Source organism: Stenotrophomonas sp. YJH_SMC_106-19 (assembly GCF_059368375.1).
This window is the reverse complement of the sequence record NZ_JCAFRQ010000004.1, coordinates 150,572-167,409: the sequence shown is the minus strand read 5'-3', so window position 1 is coordinate 167,409 and position 16,838 is coordinate 150,572. Positions and strand designations below refer to the sequence as shown.

Below are 16,838 nucleotides of genomic sequence, written 5' to 3'. Positions count from 1 at the left end.
CACGCCATGTCGCTGCGATCCACTGCCAAGCGCTGGACCTACCTGGTGCACCGCTGGCTGGGCATCGGTGGATGTCTGTTGATGCTGCTGTGGTTTGTCAGCGGCATGGTGATGCTGTTCGTCGGCTACCCGAAGCTGACGCCCGGCGAGCGGCTGGCGGCGTTGCCGGTGCTGGGCGACGCGCATGGGCTGCTGGGACTGTCGGCGTTGCCAGCGGCCGTGCAGGCTGAGCCGGAAAGCGTGGCGCTGACCACGCTGCGTGGCGAGCCCGCCTATGTGGTGCGTAGTGGCAGCCACGTGGGAGCCTGGTCGGCGCGCACCGGGCAGGTCCTGCTGCCGGTATCGGCACAGCGCGCCGAAGCTTCGGCGGCGCAGTTTGCCGGCGGCCCGGCATTCGTGGGTGCGATGCGCGTGGATGAGGACCGCTGGACGCATTCGCGTGCGCTGGATGCGCATCGGCCGCTGTACCGGGTCGAGGTGGGCGGTGCGCGGCCGGGTGACCTCTATGTGTCTTCGCGCACCGGCGAGGTGGTGCTGGATGCACCGCATGTGCAGCAGCGCTGGAACTATGTGGGCGCTTGGCTGCACTGGCTGTACTTCCTGCGCATGCAGTCGGTGGACCCGGTGTGGACGTGGGTGGTGATCGTGCTGTCCGCACTGTGCACGGTGGTGGCGGTGAGCGGCATCGTGGTGGGGGTGTGGCGCTGGCGCTTCGCTGGCCACTATCGTTCCGGTGCGAAGACGCCGTACGTCGAGCCGTGGATGCGCTGGCATCATCTGATCGGCCTGATGGCTGCCGCGTTCGTGTTCACCTGGATCTTCAGCGGGCTGATGTCGATGAATCCGCTGGGCGTGTTCAGCAGTACGCGCGCGGCGATCGACACGTCGCAGTATCGCGGCGGTGCGGTGGCAGTGAATGGCCCACTGGGCGAACCGGCAGCGCTGCTGGCTGCGGCCCATGGTGGGCTGTTCATGCCGGTGGAGATCCAGTGGCGGCGCATCGGCGGTGAGCTGTTCGCGCTGTTGCTGGACGGGCAGGGCGATACGCGCATCGTATCCGCAGACGAAGGGCATCTCCGGATGATGCAGCTGCTGCCGGTGGCATGGCTGCAGCAGAAGGCGCAGGCGATGTCTGCCGCGCCGATGCATCGGTTCGCACTACTGCATGCAGCGGATGCCTATTTCTATCCACGTGCGCCGGAGGCGATGAACGGCGCGGCGGTGCGCCGCCTTCCGGTGGCGGTGGCGGACTTCGGTGATGCCGAGGCGACGCGCGTCTACTTCGATCTGGCCAGCGGCGATCCACTGCTGACCCTGGGGCATCGTGAGCGCGTCGGGCGCTGGCTGTTCTACTTCCTGCACAGTTGGGACCTGCCGGCGATGCTGCGGCAGGAGACGGCCCGGCTGGGCGTGCTGCTGCTGTTGAGCACCGCCGGCACCGCGCTGTGCGCGACGGCTACGGTGATCGGTTACCGGCGATTGCGGATGAAGGTCCGGCGTCGGCGCCGTTGATGCCGCGCGCTACACCCGCAGCCAGCGCGTGGACACCGCCACCAGCAGCAGCGCGATGGCCACACCGATGAATGCAGCGATCAGGCCGAAATGATTGGCGGCGAAGCCGATGAGTGCCGGGCCGGCAAGAATGCCGGCAAAGCCCAGCGTGGACACGGCGGTGATCGCCAGCGCGCCGGGCATGCGGGTCTGGTGGCCGGCCAGAGAGAACAGCGCCGGCGCGATGTTGGCGCAGCCGAGGCCGACCAGCACATAACCGGCCAGTGAGACCTGCCAGGGCGTGACAAGCGTCAGCACCAGCACGCCACTGGCCGCGAGCAGGCCACCGAACACGATGGCGCGTTCGCGTCCCACCCGCGCCACCAGTGCATCGCCGAGCAGGCGGGCCACGGTCATGGTCAGGGTGAAGATCACATAGCCGATGCCAGCCATGCGCGCATCGACGCTGCGCACGTCACTGAGAAAGACCGCGCTCCAGTCCAGCATCGCGCCTTCGCCGAGGAACGCGACGAAGGCCAGCACGCCGATGAACAGCACGATGCCGTGCGGCATGGCCAGCATCGGCGTGTCCTGCGGCATGCGCTCGCGGTGCCAGTACGACGCCGACAGCAGCATCGCCAGCAGCATCGCGGCCACGCCGATCAGCACCGACGCCAGCGGTGGCAGCTGCAGGGACAGCAGCACGGTCATCATTGCCGCGCCCAGGAAGCCGCCGATGCTGAAGAAGGCGTGGAAGCCGGACATCATCACACGTCGCGCTTCGCGCTCGACCACCACGGCCTGCACGTTCATCGTGCAGTCCATCGCGCCTACCGCGGCACCGAACACGAACAGCACCAGGCCCAGCAGCCACGCTGAACCGGCCAGGGCCAGGCCCGGCACGGTGAGGCAGATCAACAGCGTACTGGCCACCATCACCCGGCGGCAGCCCAGCCGCGCGGCCAGAACGCCCGCCACTGGCATCGCCAGCAGCGAACCGGCACCCAGGCAGAGCAGCACCAGGCCGAGCGTGGCGTCGTTGAGGTCCGCGCGTGCCTTGGCGAACGGTACCAGCGTCGCCCACAGTGCCGTGGCGAAACCGGGAATGAAGAATGCAGCGCGGGTCGCGTGCTGTTCGGCACGCGCGCGGTAGGCAACGGACATGGGCGGTTCGGTCAGGGCGGGGTGGGGTGCACCGCAATACCGGCAGCGAGGAAGCGGGCTGCCAGTGCGGGCGGGGCTGATGTGGTCAGCACCAGGTCGTCGATCTCGTCGAGGCCGGCGATCTGCCAGTGGCCACGGGCACCGAGTTTTTCGGTGGTGGCGGCGACAATGACGCGGCTGCTGCAGGCCACCATGGCGCGCTTCAATGTGGCTTCTTCGGCATCCATCGCCCACACACCAGTGTCGCCGTCCACCGCGCACGGGCCGGGCAGGTACACGTCGGCGCGCAGGCGCTGCACCTGGGCCAGTGCTTCAGCACCGACCGCCCCGCCGCCGCTGGCCAGGCGGCCGCCGATCAGCTGCACGGAAGTGCCTTCATGCACGCTGGCGGCGGTGGCGATCTGCGGCGCGTTGGTAATCACCGTCAGTGCCAGTTCGGGCGGCAACTGCTGGGCGATGGCCAGGTTGGTCGAACCGGCATCGAGCAGCACCACCTGCCCAGGTTGCAGCAGGGCACAGACGCGCGCGGCCAGTTCGGCCTTGTCGCCACGATCGCGGGTCAGGCGCTCGCGCAGCGGGCGCTCCTTCGGCGGCGGCAGCACGGCGCCGCCGTACACGCGCTGGCACAGGCCTTGGGCGGCCAGTTCACGCAGGTCGCGGCGGATCGAATCTTCGGAGACGGCATAGCGGCGCGCCAGTTCCGCAGCGATCACGCGGCCCTGCTGGCGCAGTTCTTCGAGGATCTGCCGGGTACGTTCGGCGGGGAGGGGGCTGGAATCGGCGTTCATGGGGTAAGTGTGCATATTCGTGCATGAACATGCAACAACATGCATTCGGGTCGACGCACGGGAGCCCCTTCTCCCGGACGGCCCTGGAAAAGTGCGAGGTACGAGGCTTGGCCGGGCGAGCGCCGGCTCTGCAGGTTCATCACGCCGCGTAGGCGACCCAGCCCTTGAAGGTGAATCCGGCGTAGAACAGCTCGATGTCCTTGAAGCCTGCCTCCTGCAGCACCTCCACCTCCTGTTCAGGTGACAGCAGCGGCAGGCGCTCGGCGATGGCGGTGATCGCGCGCTGTGCATCCGCACGGGCAATGCCGGAGGCCTCGCCGAAGGCCGCGTAGCGCCTCAACCAGCGCAGCTTCGCCTCCGGCTCCTGCGGGACGCTGTGGTGGGCCACCACCAATGGCGCGCCCGGACGCAGCCGCCTGCGCAGTTCGCGCAGGGTATGCCGGCGCTGGTCGATATCGAGGAAGTGCAGGGTCAGCAGGCAGGTGGCGCCATCGAAGATCGTGGCCGGGGCATCCTCGATGTAGCCCTCCAGCAGCTCCACGTGGTTCATCCGTGTGCCGAGCGTTTCGCGGGCCAGCGCCAGCATCGGGCCGGCCGGATCGACTCCGAGCATGCGCCAGTGCGGGTGGGCGTCAGCGAAGGCCTTCAGCTCGAGGCCGCCACCGGCGCCGAGCACCAGCACGTGGCCGTGCTCGGGCACGTGCTCGGCCAGCAGCAGGTGGGCCATCTGTTGCAGACCGAGGAATCCAGGTACCTGCCGCAGCGGTCCCTCGTGATAGCGGGCCGCAGCCTGGGCATCGGAGAACGAAGGCATCCGGGGGCACCTGCAGCAGGAGGGGAATTATCACTGTAGCGCAGGCGTCAAGAGGTGCCGCCCAGTCCGCGATGCGGCTGCGGCGTGGTGCGCGCGCAGGGCTTCGCCGCCTGTCATCGTGGTGTCGTCGATGCCTCACGCCGGCTATGCAGGCCAGCGTCCACGCTTGATCGTCCCCGCCCCCACGGAGACCGACCATGTGGCTGCTTGATCATCTCTGGACTGCACGCCGGCCCGGGCCTCCGCCGCGCCCCGTTCAAGCGGAGCCCGCGCCACGCCGGCCCTGGCGCAAACGCCCCGCGCGGGCCGGCCGCAGCGGCATGGCGCCCTGGCAGAAGGTCACCGCGCCGACACGCCGTACCCGGCACTAGGCCGGGCGGTCGGCCGGATGGTTCACGCCATCGCTGACCGGAATCACGCCCAGCGCGAAGGGATCGATGCCCTCCAGGCAGGCGACGTTGTAGCCGTACTGGTCGGGGTTCGAACGCCGACGGTGGTGGGTGTAGATGCCGCACACATCGCAGAAGTAGTGCTCGGCCACATGCGTGTTGAACTGGTACAGCCGCAGATGGTCCCGCCCTCGTACCACCTGCAGCCCTGCGAGGGCGACGCTGGCGGCGATGGCGCCGCGGCGGCGGCACATCGAACAGTCGCAGCGGCGCGGGTCGACGATGCCGTCCGGCAGGTCCAGCAGCAGTTCGACCGTACCGCAATGACAGCGGGCGCTGTGCTGGGGTTGGACCGCAACACCGGCCACGGAGGTAATGCCCATCGATGCTCCTGGAAGAGGGAACGGTATGTGGAAAACCGCGTTGCAGACGGTGCACCCAGCAGCCTGAACGGGCCGTAGATGCCAGGGCGAACCCGCTTGTGGCTAACTATGCGCCCCCGGGACCACGACAGGACGCCAGTGAAAGCCGCAGGACGTTGGATGACAGGAAGTGTGATGGCACTGCTGGCACTGTGGGTGGCTGGCCTGCTGCTCTATCAGCTGCCGGGGCCGGGCTGGCTGGCGTCGGCCGTGGCGGTACTGTGGGTGCTGTCCGCCCTGTGGGCGTCCTGGCGGGTTGCCCGTGGCCATGGCACGCGACGGCTCGGCATGGCCTTCGGCGTGGCGCTGGCCCTGGCGCTGGGGTGGTGGATGCTGCTGACCCCGCGCCAGGATCGCGTCTGGGCCGATGACGTAGCGCAACGCCTGCACGTGGTCTCCTTCGATGGGCGGCATGTGGTGCTGGACAACGTGCGCGATTTCACCTGGCGCAGCGAAACCGACTATGACGCGCGCTGGGTGCGCCGCACGTACGACCTGGACCAGCTGCGTTCGGCCGACCTGGTGCTTTCGTACTGGATGGGGCCGGCGATCGCCCACACGCTGATCTCGTTCGGCTTCGACGATGGCCGCCATGTCGTGTTCTCGCTGGAGATCCGCAAGGAACGCGGGGAATCGTTCTCGGCACTGGGGGGATTCTTCCGCAAGTTCGAGATGACCCTGGTGGCCTCCGAAGAGACCGACATCATCCGCACGCGTACCAACGCGCGTGGCGAGGATGTCTATCTGTACCGCCTGCATGGCATGGACCGCGCACAGTTGAAGGAACTGTTCGCTGCCTACATCGCGCAGGCGCGCGAGCTGGATGCGAAGCCCGGCTTCTACAACACGCTGACCAGCAACTGCACCACCATCGTCTTCGATCTGGCCAGGCATATCGCGCCGCGGCTGCCGCTGGACTACCGCCTGCTGCTGTCCGGCTATCTGGCCGAGTACGCGCAGGAGGTCGGGGCATTGACGCCGGGGGTGCCGTACGCAGTGCTGCATGCCAAGGGCCGGATCACCCAGCGCGCGCTGGACCTGGGTGACGGCGGCAACTTTTCCACCGTGATCCGCCAGGGCGTGCCCGGCACCGAGCAGGACCCGCAGTGATGCTCATGTCCATACTTTCCCGCTGGCAGCGCGTGCTGCCGGCGTCGCTGGCGATCTTCATGCTGCTGGCCGGCAGCGGCTGCGCGATGGTCACCGTCAAGCAGGTGAAATCCAGTGACTCGCTGGTCAACAAGCGTGCCGATGTGCTCAACACCGGCAAGCTCAGCCCGGCGGCCCGGGAAACGCTGAGTGCAGCCGGGCTGGATGAGTCGCAGTGCGAGAAGGACTTCGTGGTCTGTCGCAGCACGCTGTTGATGACCGACGATCTCAACGTCGAACAGCGGCTGTCCGCGTTGTCGGAGCTGTGGGTGAAGGCAGCGCTGGCGCTGACCCCGAAGAAGACGGCGGCGGGCGATCCACCGATGAGCGATGCCGCACTGGACGCATGGCTGGAAGCGGCGCGCTATGCCTACGCCTACCTGTTCTACAGCGGCCGTTCGCCGTCCGATCGGGCGTTCGAGGACCGGCAGACGCAGGTGCGCGACTACTACAACTATGCAGCCGAGAAGGCCGCGGTGGTTCTGTTCGTGCGGGCGCGCGCCGCCGCGCTCGCCGGCGAGGACTATACGAAGCCGATCACGGTCGGCAGCTGGTCGCTGGCCTCCAACTACCAGCAGCTGGCCCTGAAGAGCATTCCGGCGCAGCTGGTACCCGCTGGCACGGTCAGCTTCGTCGGCCTGCGCAGTACCTATCGACGCGACGGTTTCGGTGCGGAGCTGGTGATGGTGATGGACCCGCCGAAGCTGGTCACTCCGGCGGTCTCCGCAGATGGCCCGAAGGCGGACGGCGGGCAGGACGACGACAGCGATGCGCGTCGTGGTCGCCGCCATCGCCATGATGATGCGGTGCCGGAGTTCAGCGAGATGTCCTCGATCAACGTCACCGCGCTGCTGCGCTTCGAGGGCAGCACGCTGGAGGACGTGATGCGTACCCGCCGGGTCGAGCTGGACGCCTATTCGCCCGAAGCGACCGAGCGCATCACCCTGCACGGCGAGCAGGTGCCGCTGGCCGGCAACTTCACTGCCGCCTACGGCCTGTGGCTGGCGCAGAGTGGCTTCGCCCGGCAATCGCTGCGCACGCTGTTCGGCATGAGCGAGGGTATCGGTGAGCCGCACATCTACCTGATGCAGCCGTGGGATCCGAACCGCCGCATCATCTTCATGCTGCATGGCTTGGCCAGCAGCCCGGAAGCGTGGGTGAACCTGGCCAACGAGATCATGGGCGATCCCGAGCTGCGCCAGCAGTTCCAGGTGTGGCAGGCGTATTACCCGACCAACGCGCCGATCGCGCTGAACCGCTATGAGATCGCTACTGCATTCAACGACACGCTGAAGCATTTCGACCCGGATGGCAGCACGCGCGCATCGAAGGACATGGTCTACATCGGTCACAGCATGGGCGGCGTGCTGGCCCGCCTGCTGGTGAGCGACTCGGGCGACGTGCTGTGGAACGACCTGCTGGCCAACTATGACCTGAAGGGTGAACGACTGAAGCGGGTGCAGAACAAGCTGGGCCCGCTGCTGCACTTCAAGGCGCAGCCGAATGTGGAACGGGCGATCTTCATCGCCGCCCCGCATCAGGGCACCGACATCGCCGGCAACAGGGTTGGCCGCCTGATCGGCCGCCTGGTGCGCCTGCCGCTGACCATCCTGGGCAAATTCGAGGATGTGTTCCTGGCGCTGGCGCAGGCCGAGCAGCAGGTTGACGGCACCGCCAAGCCGAAGATTCCCAACAGCATCGACAACCTCAAGGCCAGCGATCCGTTCGTGAAGGCGGCCGCACAGCTGCCGATCGAAGCGGGCCTGAAGTACCACTCGATCATCGCCCAGCGCAAACCGGAACTGCCGTTGGAGAAATCCGACGATGGGCTGGTGCCGTATTGGAGCGCGCACCTGCCGGGGGCGCTGTCGGAGAAGGTCATCATCTCCGGACACAGCGTGCAGGAATCGCCGCAGGCCGTGCTGGAGGTGCGCCGCATCCTGCACCGGGACATCGATGACGTGGACGCGGCGGCCACGCCATGACCGCACTGATCGCCGGGCCACGCCCGGCCGAATCAACCGGTGGCGTTACACCCGGCGTGCAATCAGCGTGGACAGCAGAGCCAGGCCCAGGGTGATCGCCAGGCACAGCACGTAGCCGATGTGCGGCCTGTCGTCCACGAACAGGGCAAACAGCGCGCCGGAGACGGCCAGTGCGGTGGTGACCGCCAGCGCCTCGCTCAACTGCAGCGCCGAGGTGTTGGCTCCCTGTTCGTGCGGTGCCGAAAGGGACAGGGTCAGTACCGAAAGACTGGCGTAGATCATGCCCATGCCGAAGCCGGTCAGCGTCCAGCCGATCAGAGCCACCGGCAGCGGTACCGTGCGGAACAGCACCGCCAGCGTGGCCGCGATACCGATCGCCATCAGCGGCGTTCCCGCGCGCAGCAGCTGCTGGCGTGACCAGCCATTGCGCTGGTGGCCCTGCAGCCACGACCCGGCGAACCAGCCCAATGCCCCCAGGCTCAACACCGCGCCGGCCCCGCTGGGTGACAGCCCGCGCTCGCGCTGCAGCAGCAGTGGCAGGTAGGCCTCGCAGGCGAAGAATGCCGCAGCGGCGATGCCGCGCAGGGCGATCACACTGGGCAGGCCGCGATGCAGGCGCAAGGTGCCGGCAGGCAGCAGCCGCTGCACGCAGAACAGCAGCGCAAGCATCGCCACAGCGATGCACAGCACTGCCGCCATCCCTTGCTGCTGCCCGCCGAGATACAGCAGCAGCGCTGCCAGCGACGCGCCGCTGGCCCAGCGCACCACCCGGCTGCGATTGCCGCTGTCGCCCGCAGGCGAGGGCTGCAGGCGTGACAGTGCAGGTCGCAGCAGCAATGCAGCGGGTAGCGCCAGCAGCGGCACGGCCAGGAACACCCACCGCCAGCCCAGGTGCTGCACGATGAGCCCGCTCGCAGCCGGGCCGATCATCGACGGCACCACCCAGCCAGCGGAGAATGCTGCGAACACCTTCGGCCGCAGCGATTCGGGGTAGGTACGGCCGACCATCACATACAGCGAGACCGAGATCGCGCCCGCGCCCAGGCCCTGCAGCAGCCGCCCGGCCACCAGTATCCCCATGTGCGTGGCCAGGCCGGCCAGCAGCAGGCCCAGTACGAAGCACGCCAGGCCCCACCACAGCGGCCGCGCGGGCCCGTGCCGGTCGGCCCAGAGGCCAGCGAGTGTCATGCCGATGACGCTGGTGGCGAGGGTTCCGCCGAAGGCCAGCGCGTACAGGCGAAGCCCGTCAAGCGCGGCGGCGACGGTGGGCATGGCTGCGGCCACCGCCAGCGCTTCGAAGGCGTGCAGCGAAACCAGGGCGACCATGCCGAGGGTGGTCGCACGATAGCGCGCGGAGAGGATGGAGGTTTCGGCAGGAGGGGCGGCGTCGGCAGCAGGTGGAGTCGGGGTCATGCGGAAAGTCTGGGAGGCCGCGCTTGTCATCCGGCGGCGAAGACCGCAGCATGACACCTGAACTATAGTTGAGGTCAAGCAATGGTGTCGCAGGAACTGAGTGTGGGTGAGGTGTCGCAGCGCAGCGGCGTGGCCGTATCCGCACTGCACTTCTATGAGCGCAAGGGCCTGATCAGCAGCCTGCGTACCTCGGGCAACCAGCGCCGCTTCAGCCGCGACGTGCTGCGCCGGCTGGCGGTGATACGCGTTGCACAGCGCGTGGGCATGCCGCTGGAGGCGGTGGCGCGCGCTTTCGAAAGCCTGCCGCAGGGCAGGGCACCGACCAAGGCCGACTGGGCCACGCTGTCCGCACGCTGGCGGACCGAGCTGGATGAGCGCATCCACATGCTGCAGCTGCTGCGCGACGAGCTGACCGGGTGCATCGGTTGCGGCTGCCTGTCACTGAAGCGCTGCCGGCTGGCCAACCCCGACGATGTCCTCGGGGAACGGGGTGACGGTCCGATGCGCTGGGGCTGAGGCCCCGGCACATCGGAGGGCACGCCAGGCTGGATCATGCATCACCAGACGGTGATCGTTTCACCGCTCAGGATGCCTTCCACCGCGCGCTGGTACGCCAGTGCCGCGCGCTGGGCGGTCACCGCTTCAAAGCCGGGGAAGTAGGGCGCGTAGGCATCCATTGATTCGACCAGCACATTCGGGCTGACGACATTGATGCGCAGCCCGCGGGGCAGCAGCTCCAGGGCCGCTGCGCGCACGAATCCTTCCAGCGCGGCGTTCACCGAGGTTGCATTGACGCCGTCGCGGATCGGCTGGGCGCTGACGATGCCGCTGGTCAGGGTGATCGAGCCACCGGCGGTGAGGTGATGCTGGGCGGCCAGTGCCAGCCGTACCTGACCGAGCAGCTTGTCCTGCAGGCCGACGTTGAACCGTTCGGGCGTCATTTCACGTAGAGGACCAAAATGCAGTTTGCCTGCGGTGGAAATCACCGCATCGACCGCGCCGGTGCGGGCAAACAGTTCGTTGACACTGGCATCGTCGGTCAGATCGACGCGCAGCGTGCCGCTGCTGCGCCCTGCGTCCAGGATCTGGTGCTGCTGGCCGAGCTGGCGCGCGACGGCCTGGCCGAGCGTGCCGGTGGCGCCCACGAGAAGAATCTTCATGACGGTTCCTTGCTTTGGGGAGATGAAGCGCAGTCTGCGCCGTGACGACGCGGTTTGGTAAGCCGCGTATGATTCGCTGATTACTAATCAGGACTTAGCAATGGACATGCTGCGCTGCATGCAGGCCTTCGTCGCCGTGGCCGAGCGCGGGAGTTTCGCCGCTGCCGCCGAGCACCTGCAGGTGTCTGCGGTGATGGTGGGCAAGTACATCCAGCAGCTGGAAAGCCACCTCGGCACCGCGCTGTTGCAGCGGAACACGCGGCGGCAGCGCCTGACCGAAGCGGGCAGCGCCTATCTGGCCGGTTGCCGGCAGGTGCTGGAACAGGTGCAGCAGGCCGAGGCGGACGTGGCCGGCCTGCAGCTGCAGCCGCGCGGTGTGTTGCGGGTCAGTGCTCCCACCACCTGGGGCAGCTGCGTGCTGGCGCCCCGGTTGGCCGAACTGCTGCGTGCACAGCCGCTGCTGAACATCGAACTGGATCTGAGCAATCGCCGGGTGGACCTGATCGAAGACGGCTTCGACGCGGCGATCCGGGTCGGTCCGCTGCCCTCGGCGGACATCGTGGCGCGTCCGCTGCCCCCCTATGCGATGAGCCTGTGCGCAGCGCCGTCGTACCTTCGCCGTCGAGGCACGCCGCGGACGCCCGCGGATCTGCAGGGGCACGATTGCCTGAGCCACCTGGCGTGGCGTGGCGGGCACGGTTGGCAGCTGGCCAGTGGCGAGCATGTGGACTGGGAGGCACGGCTCACCAGCAATGACGGCTTCGCGCTGCGCGAGGCTGCCGTGGCGGGTGCCGGATTGATTCTGCAACCGACGGCGCTGCTGGCCACTGAGATCGCTGCGGGCCGGCTGAAACCGCTGCTGCGCGACCATCTGCCGGCGCCGCGGCCGATGCACCTGATCTATCTGCCGGACCGTCGCCCGCGCCCGCGCCTGCAGTGCTTCGTCGACTTCGTCATGACCACGTTGGGGCAATGAGCATCGGGGGAGATGGGGTCAGATCCCTTTGCCCCGGCAGAGGGATCTGACCCCAAGGAATCAGTCGTTTGCCGCTGACAGTTCCTGGCCGCGCACCTGTGCGGCGCGCAGCGCGGCATCCACCAGTGCCTCGAAGCCGCCGGCCTGGAAGCTTTCGATCGCAGCCTGGGTGGTGCCGTTGGGCGAGGTCACGCGGCGGCGCAGCTCGGTGGGACTTTCGCCCGCTTCATCGAGCATGCGTGAGGCGCCCAGCAGCGTCTGCACCACCAGCGTGCGTGCGGCGTCGGCGGGCAGACCCTGGGCGATGCCTGCCGCTTCCATCGCTTCGGCGAGCAGGAACACATAGGCCGGACCGCTGCCGGAGACAGCGGTGACCGAATCCATCAACGGCTCGCTGTCGATCCATACCGTGCGTCCGGCACTGGCCAGCAGGTGCTCGGCCTGGGCCCGCTGCGGTGCATCCACTGCCGGTGTTGCGTACAGGCCGGTGACGCCGGCACCGAGCAGCGCGGGCGTGTTGGGCATCGCGCGCACCACCGGCAACGTGCCGCCCAGCCAGCGCTGCAGCTGCGTGCTGGTGATGCCGGCGGCGATCGAGACCACCAGCGGTCGGTTGTCCTGCGCCAGCGGCTGCAGCGACTGGCAGACGTCGCGCAGTACCTGTGGCTTGACCGCCAGCAGCCAGGTCTGGCCCTGCGCGGCGGCCGCGCTGGCGCTGTCGTGGGTATGCACGCCGAAGTCGCCGGCAAGCGCATCGCGCACGGCGGCGACCGGCTCGGCCACGTGGATGCGCGCGGCAGGCACGCCCTGGCGGATCAGGCCGGCGATCAGGCTGCGTGCCATGTTGCCGCCGCCGATGAAGGTGATGGAATCTGCTGCCATGGAAGTCTCCTCGGAATGTCAGGCCGGCCGCGGACGGGCGCCGAACAGGGCGGTGCCGATGCGCACCAGGGTGGCGCCTTCGGCGATGGCCTCGGTGTAGTCGCTGCTCATGCCCATCGAAAGGGTATCGACCTGCGGGAAGCGGTCGGCCAGTGTCTGGAAAAGTGTGCGCATGCGCACGAATGCGTCGCGGCGGCGTTCCGCCTCCGGCCACGGCGCCGGGATCGCCATCAGACCCCGCAACTGCAGGCCAGGCTCGGCGGCGATGGCCTCGGCCAGGGCCTGGACGTTCTCTGGCGCGCAGCCGTGCTTGCTTGATTCATCATCGATGTTGACCTGGATCAGCACGTTCAGTGCTCCGCGCGCCGCCGGTCGATGGCGGGCCAGCGCGGTCACCAGCTTGGGACGGTCCACGCTCTGCACCCAGTCGAAATGCGTGGCCACCGCTTCGGCCTTGTTGGACTGAAGATGGCCGATCAGGTGCCATTCCAGGTCCAGGTGCTGCAGCGCCTGCATCTTGGCCAGCGCCTCCTGCACGTAGTTTTCGCCGAAGGCGCGCTGGCCCTGTGCAGCAAGGGCGGCCACGGCCTCGGCCGGTTGGGTCTTGGAGACCGCCAGCAGGCGCGGCGGCGCACGTCCGGCGGCCTCCGCCGCAGCGTGCAGGGTGCTCAGGATCTGGGGCAGGGCAGTGGCCACGTAACGCGTTCCAATCGATCAGGAGGCTATACTGCCGCCCGGGGAAAGATCCTTCCAGTCGAAGCCGTTATTGGGGAGTAGCCGCTCATGGATATCGCCGAGCTGTTGGCGTTTTCCGTAAAGAACAAAGCGTCCGACCTGCACCTGTCCGCAGGCCTGCCGCCGATGATCCGCGTGGACGGCGACGTTCGCCGCATCAACATCCCGGCACTGGACCACAAGCAGGTCCATGCGCTGGTGTACGACATCATGTCCGACAAGCAGCGCCGCGACTACGAGGAATTCCTCGAAGTGGACTTCTCGTTCGAGATCCCGTCGCTGGCACGTTTCCGCGTGAATGCGTTCAACCAGAACCGGGGTGCGGGCGCGGTGTTCCGTACCATTCCGTCGGAGGTTCTGACGCTGGAGGATCTGGCCTGCCCGCCGATCTTCCGCGAACTGATCCAGCAGCCGCAGGGCCTGATCCTGGTGACCGGCCCGACCGGTTCGGGCAAGTCGACCACGCTGGCCGCGATGATCGACTACATCAACAAGAGCGAATACGGCCACATCCTCACTGTCGAGGATCCGATCGAGTTCGTGCACACCTCGCAGAAGTGCCTGATCAACCAGCGCGAAGTACACCGTGATACGCATGGCTTCAACGAGGCACTGCGCTCGGCACTGCGAGAAGACCCGGACATCATCCTGGTCGGCGAACTGCGCGACCTGGAAACCATCCGCCTGGCACTGACCGCCGCGGAGACCGGCCACCTGGTGTTCGGCACCCTGCACACCAGTTCGGCGGCCAAGACCATCGACCGCATCATCGACGTGTTCCCGGCCGGCGAGAAGCCGATGGTGCGCTCGATGCTGTCCGAGTCGCTGCGCGCGGTGATCTCGCAGGCACTGTTGAAGAAGGTGGGCGGCGGCCGTACCGCAGCGTGGGAGATCATGGTGGGCACGCCGGCCATCCGCAATCTGATCCGCGAAGACAAGGTGGCGCAGATGTACTCGGCGATCCAGACCGGTCAGCAGCAGGGCATGATGACGCTCGACCAGCACCTGCAGGACCTGGTCAAGCGCAGCCTGATCACCCGCAACCAGGCGCGCGAGTACGCCAAGGACAAGCGACTGTTCGAGTAAGGCAAGGCAGAAGCGGGCCCCGGCGCGCGACCGCGCCGGCGACTCCGCGATGTTCCGACCATCGACTGAAGCCTGGCACATGCCTCCTGGGAGCCTGCCGTGAACACCACCGCCACCACCATCGATTTCACCTCCTTCCTCAAGCTGATGGCGCACCAGCGCGCCTCGGACCTGTTCATCACCGCAGGCATGCCGCCGGCGATGAAGGTCAATGGCAAGATCGCGCCGATCACGCAGATACCCCTGACGCCGCAGCAGAGCCGCGACCTGGTGCTGAACGTGATGACGCCGGCACAGCGCGAAGAGTTCGAGAAGACCCACGAATGCAACTTCGCCATCGGCCTGTCCGGTGTCGGCCGTTTCCGCGTGAGCTGCTTCTATCAGCGCAACCAGGTGGGCATGGTGCTGCGTCGCATCGAGACGCGCATCCCGACCGTGGAAGAACTGAGCCTGCCGCCGATCATCAAGACGCTGGCGATGACCAAGCGCGGCATCATCCTGTTCGTCGGTGCGACCGGTACCGGCAAGTCGACGTCGCTGGCAGCGATGATCGGTTATCGCAACCAGAATTCCACCGGCCACATCATCACCATCGAGGATCCGATCGAGTTCGTGCACAAGCACGAGGGCTGCATCATCACCCAGCGCGAAGTGGGCATCGATACCGACAGCTGGGAGGCCGCGCTGAAGAACACGCTGCGCCAGGCGCCGGACGTGATCATGATTGGTGAGGTGCGTACCCGCGAAGGCATGGACCACGCCATCGCCTTCGCCGAAACCGGCCACCTGGTGCTGGCGACCCTGCACGCCAACAACGCCAACCAGGCGATGGACCGCATCATCAACTTCTTCCCGGAAGACCGCCGCAACCAGCTGCTGATGGACCTGTCGCTGAACCTCAAGGGCGTGGTCGCCCAGCAGCTGGTGCCGTCCCCGGATGGCCGCTCGCGCAAGGTTGCGATGGAGATCCTGCTGGGCACGCCGCTGGTGCAGGACTACATCCGCGACGGCGAGATCCACAAGCTGAAGGAAGTGATGAAGGAATCGGTCCAGTTGGGCATGAAGACCTTCGACCAGAGCCTGTTCGAGTTGTACCAGGCCGGTGAGATCAGCTACGAGGATGCGCTGCGGTATGCCGATTCGCAGAACGAAGTGCGGCTGCGCATCAAGCTGAGCCAGGGCGGTGACGCGCGCACCCTGTCGCAGGGCCTGGACGGCGTGGAAATCTCCGAGATCCGCTGAAGCGGCAGAGGACGGCAGCCGGGCGTCGCCCGGCGCCGCGGAAGATCACCGGGACGGCCGGATTCATGAAATCCAGTCATGACCGACTGCGGCGCAGCCGGTTCAATCCGATGGCGCCGCAGGCGTATCGTCAGCGCTCCCCCTCTGGAGCATGACAATGCAGACACGTGAACTCGGCCGCAGCGGCCTGAAGGTTTCCGCCCTCGGCCTGGGCTGCATGGGCCTGAGCCACAGCTACGGCAAGCCCGTGGAACTGGAGCAGGGCGTCGCGCTGCTGCACGCAGCCGTGGAGCGCGGGGTTACCTTCTTCGACACGGCCGAGGTGTATGGCCCGTACACCAACGAGGCACTGCTGGGCAGGGCGCTGGCGCCGCATCGGGACCGGCTGGTGATCGCCACCAAGTTCGGTTTCCGCAATGCCCAGGCCGATACCGGGCTGGACAGCCGCCCGGAGAACATCCGTGCCGTGGCCGAAGCCAGCCTCAAGCGCCTGCGTACCGACCACATCGATCTTTTCTACCAGCACCGTGTCGATCCCAACGTGCCGATCGAGGACGTCGCCGGTACCGTGCGCGACCTGATTGCCGAAGGCAAGGTCGGCCACTTCGGGCTCTCCGAAGCGAGTGCCGCCACCGTGCGCCGCGCACATGCCGTGCAGCCGGTGGCTGCGGTGCAGAGCGAGTACTCGCTGTGGTGGCGCGAGCCGGAGCGCGAACTGCTGCCGATCCTGCAGGAGCTGGGCATCGGCTTCGTACCGTTCAGTCCGCTGGGCCGGGGCTTCCTGACCGGTACGATCAATGCAGAGACCACGTTCGAGGCCGACGACTTCCGCAACACCGTGCCGCGGTTTGAAGTCGAAGCGCGCCGGGCGAACCAGGCGCTGGTGGACCGGATCGGCGCCATTGCCGCCGCCCGCGGTGCCACCCCGGCACAGGTGGCATTGGCCTGGCTGCTGGCGCAGGCGGACTGGATCGTGCCGATTCCGGGTACCACCAAGGTGCATCGCCTGGAAGAGAACCTGGGAGCGGTGGACCTGCAGCTGTCGAGCGAAGAACGGCAGCGCATCGCGCAGGCGCTGGATGAAGTGTCGATCGTCGGCGAGCGCTACAACGCCCAGCGTGCGGCGCAGGTCAAGGGCTGAT

General features: G+C 67.5%; 16 protein-coding genes. 8 read left to right on the top strand and 8 right to left on the bottom strand.

Annotated features, from left to right (window positions below; all coding sequences use genetic code 11):
- Nucleotides 1-6 precede the first annotated feature (6 nt).
- Nucleotides 7-1,512 (top strand): PepSY domain-containing protein, encoded by a 1,506-nt coding sequence (locus AC5P5M_RS13385; RefSeq protein WP_495206016.1) that lies wholly within the window; start codon nt 7-9, stop codon nt 1,510-1,512.
- 9 nt (nt 1,513-1,521) lie between these two features.
- On the opposite strand, the gene AC5P5M_RS13380 is transcribed toward AC5P5M_RS13385, so the two are convergent.
- The 4 genes from AC5P5M_RS13380 to AC5P5M_RS13365 form a co-directional block, all read right to left on the bottom strand.
- On the bottom strand, nt 1,522-2,655 hold the full coding sequence (locus AC5P5M_RS13380) for an MFS transporter (protein ID WP_164152194.1): 1,134 nt from the start codon (nt 2,653-2,655) through the stop codon (nt 1,522-1,524).
- 11 nt (nt 2,656-2,666) lie between these two features.
- Nucleotides 2,667-3,443, bottom strand: coding sequence for a DeoR/GlpR family DNA-binding transcription regulator (locus AC5P5M_RS13375; RefSeq protein ID WP_065175969.1), 777 nt, complete (start codon nt 3,441-3,443; stop codon nt 2,667-2,669).
- 139 nt (nt 3,444-3,582) lie between these two features.
- Nucleotides 3,583-4,257, bottom strand: a complete 675-nt coding sequence (locus AC5P5M_RS13370) for a methyltransferase domain-containing protein (protein WP_461290017.1) — start codon at nt 4,255-4,257, stop codon at nt 3,583-3,585.
- Nucleotides 4,258-4,624: 367 nt separating this feature from the next.
- Entirely contained in the window at nt 4,625-5,029 is a 405-nt protein-coding gene (locus AC5P5M_RS13365) for a GFA family protein (protein WP_053519241.1), read from the bottom strand.
- 174 nt (nt 5,030-5,203) lie between these two features.
- On the opposite strand from AC5P5M_RS13365, the gene AC5P5M_RS13360 reads away from it, so the two are divergent.
- Nucleotides 5,204-6,178: an Lnb N-terminal periplasmic domain-containing protein gene (locus AC5P5M_RS13360; protein ID WP_053519243.1), complete on the top strand. Its 975-nt coding sequence runs from the start codon at nt 5,204-5,206 to the stop codon at nt 6,176-6,178.
- Nucleotides 6,178-8,202 carry an esterase/lipase family protein gene (locus tag AC5P5M_RS13355; RefSeq protein ID WP_495206015.1) on the top strand — a complete coding sequence of 675 codons (2,025 nt, stop codon included), beginning with the start codon at nt 6,178-6,180 and terminating at the stop codon, nt 8,200-8,202. Before AC5P5M_RS13360 ends, AC5P5M_RS13355 begins: the two co-directional genes overlap by 1 nt.
- Nucleotides 8,203-8,247: 45 nt before the next feature.
- On the opposite strand, the gene AC5P5M_RS13350 is transcribed toward AC5P5M_RS13355, so the two are convergent.
- The gene (locus AC5P5M_RS13350; protein ID WP_461290019.1) at nt 8,248-9,615 is read right to left on the bottom strand and encodes an MFS transporter; all 1,368 of its coding nucleotides are present in this window, start codon (nt 9,613-9,615) and stop codon (nt 8,248-8,250) included.
- 81 nt (nt 9,616-9,696) lie between these two features.
- On the opposite strand from AC5P5M_RS13350, the gene soxR reads away from it, so the two are divergent.
- Nucleotides 9,697-10,131: a redox-sensitive transcriptional activator SoxR gene (soxR, locus tag AC5P5M_RS13345; protein ID WP_253118890.1), complete on the top strand. Its 435-nt coding sequence runs from the start codon at nt 9,697-9,699 to the stop codon at nt 10,129-10,131.
- A gap of 41 nt (nt 10,132-10,172) precedes the next feature.
- Here the strand turns inward: soxR and AC5P5M_RS13340 are convergent, their stop codons facing one another.
- Entirely contained in the window at nt 10,173-10,775 is a 603-nt protein-coding gene (locus AC5P5M_RS13340; RefSeq protein ID WP_065175971.1) for a short chain dehydrogenase, read from the bottom strand.
- Between the two features lie 100 nt (nt 10,776-10,875).
- Here AC5P5M_RS13340 and AC5P5M_RS13335 point away from each other — a divergent pair, with 100 nt between their 5' ends.
- A complete protein-coding gene (locus AC5P5M_RS13335; RefSeq protein ID WP_111187135.1) occupies nt 10,876-11,751 on the top strand; it encodes a LysR family transcriptional regulator in 876 nt (291 codons plus the stop codon).
- 60 nt (nt 11,752-11,811) lie between these two features.
- Here AC5P5M_RS13335 and proC read toward each other — a convergent pair whose 3' ends face one another.
- Both proC and AC5P5M_RS13325 read right to left on the bottom strand, forming a co-directional pair.
- The gene (proC, locus tag AC5P5M_RS13330; protein ID WP_495206014.1) at nt 11,812-12,633 is read right to left on the bottom strand and encodes a pyrroline-5-carboxylate reductase; all 822 of its coding nucleotides are present in this window, start codon (nt 12,631-12,633) and stop codon (nt 11,812-11,814) included.
- Nucleotides 12,634-12,651: 18 nt separating this feature from the next.
- The gene (locus tag AC5P5M_RS13325) at nt 12,652-13,329 is read right to left on the bottom strand and encodes a YggS family pyridoxal phosphate-dependent enzyme (protein ID WP_461288233.1); all 678 of its coding nucleotides are present in this window, start codon (nt 13,327-13,329) and stop codon (nt 12,652-12,654) included.
- An 87-nt stretch (nt 13,330-13,416) separates the two neighbouring features.
- On the opposite strand from AC5P5M_RS13325, the gene AC5P5M_RS13320 reads away from it, so the two are divergent.
- The 3 genes from AC5P5M_RS13320 (at nt 13,417) to AC5P5M_RS13310 (ending at nt 16,837) form a co-directional block, all read left to right on the top strand.
- The gene (locus AC5P5M_RS13320) at nt 13,417-14,454 is read left to right on the top strand and encodes a type IV pilus twitching motility protein PilT (RefSeq protein ID WP_053519259.1); all 1,038 of its coding nucleotides are present in this window, start codon (nt 13,417-13,419) and stop codon (nt 14,452-14,454) included.
- Between the two features lie 99 nt (nt 14,455-14,553).
- Nucleotides 14,554-15,696 (top strand): PilT/PilU family type 4a pilus ATPase, encoded by a 1,143-nt coding sequence (locus AC5P5M_RS13315; RefSeq protein ID WP_461288234.1) that lies wholly within the window; start codon nt 14,554-14,556, stop codon nt 15,694-15,696.
- A gap of 157 nt (nt 15,697-15,853) precedes the next feature.
- On the top strand, nt 15,854-16,837 hold the full coding sequence (locus AC5P5M_RS13310; protein WP_461288235.1) for an aldo/keto reductase: 984 nt from the start codon (nt 15,854-15,856) through the stop codon (nt 16,835-16,837).
- The last annotated feature ends 1 nt before the right edge of the window (nt 16,838 follow it).

Coding starts and splice junctions, on each gene's coding strand:
- AC5P5M_RS13385 (WP_495206016.1), top strand. CDS start 7: ATGTCGCTGCGATCCACTGCCAAGCGCTGGACCTACCTGGTGCACCGC.
- AC5P5M_RS13380 (WP_164152194.1), bottom strand. CDS start 2,655: ATGTCCGTTGCCTACCGCGCGCGTGCCGAACAGCACGCGACCCGCGCT.
- AC5P5M_RS13375 (WP_065175969.1), bottom strand. CDS start 3,443: ATGAACGCCGATTCCAGCCCCCTCCCCGCCGAACGTACCCGGCAGATC.
- AC5P5M_RS13370 (WP_461290017.1), bottom strand. CDS start 4,257: ATGCCTTCGTTCTCCGATGCCCAGGCTGCGGCCCGCTATCACGAGGGA.
- AC5P5M_RS13365 (WP_053519241.1), bottom strand. CDS start 5,029: ATGGGCATTACCTCCGTGGCCGGTGTTGCGGTCCAACCCCAGCACAGC.
- AC5P5M_RS13360 (WP_053519243.1), top strand. CDS start 5,204: ATGGCACTGCTGGCACTGTGGGTGGCTGGCCTGCTGCTCTATCAGCTG.
- AC5P5M_RS13355 (WP_495206015.1), top strand. CDS start 6,178: ATGCTCATGTCCATACTTTCCCGCTGGCAGCGCGTGCTGCCGGCGTCG.
- AC5P5M_RS13350 (WP_461290019.1), bottom strand. CDS start 9,615: ATGACCCCGACTCCACCTGCTGCCGACGCCGCCCCTCCTGCCGAAACC.
- soxR (WP_253118890.1), top strand. CDS start 9,697: ATGGTGTCGCAGGAACTGAGTGTGGGTGAGGTGTCGCAGCGCAGCGGC.
- AC5P5M_RS13340 (WP_065175971.1), bottom strand. CDS start 10,775: ATGAAGATTCTTCTCGTGGGCGCCACCGGCACGCTCGGCCAGGCCGTC.
- AC5P5M_RS13335 (WP_111187135.1), top strand. CDS start 10,876: ATGGACATGCTGCGCTGCATGCAGGCCTTCGTCGCCGTGGCCGAGCGC.
- proC (WP_495206014.1), bottom strand. CDS start 12,633: ATGGCAGCAGATTCCATCACCTTCATCGGCGGCGGCAACATGGCACGC.
- AC5P5M_RS13320 (WP_053519259.1), top strand. CDS start 13,417: ATGGATATCGCCGAGCTGTTGGCGTTTTCCGTAAAGAACAAAGCGTCC.
- AC5P5M_RS13310 (WP_461288235.1), top strand. CDS start 15,854: ATGCAGACACGTGAACTCGGCCGCAGCGGCCTGAAGGTTTCCGCCCTC.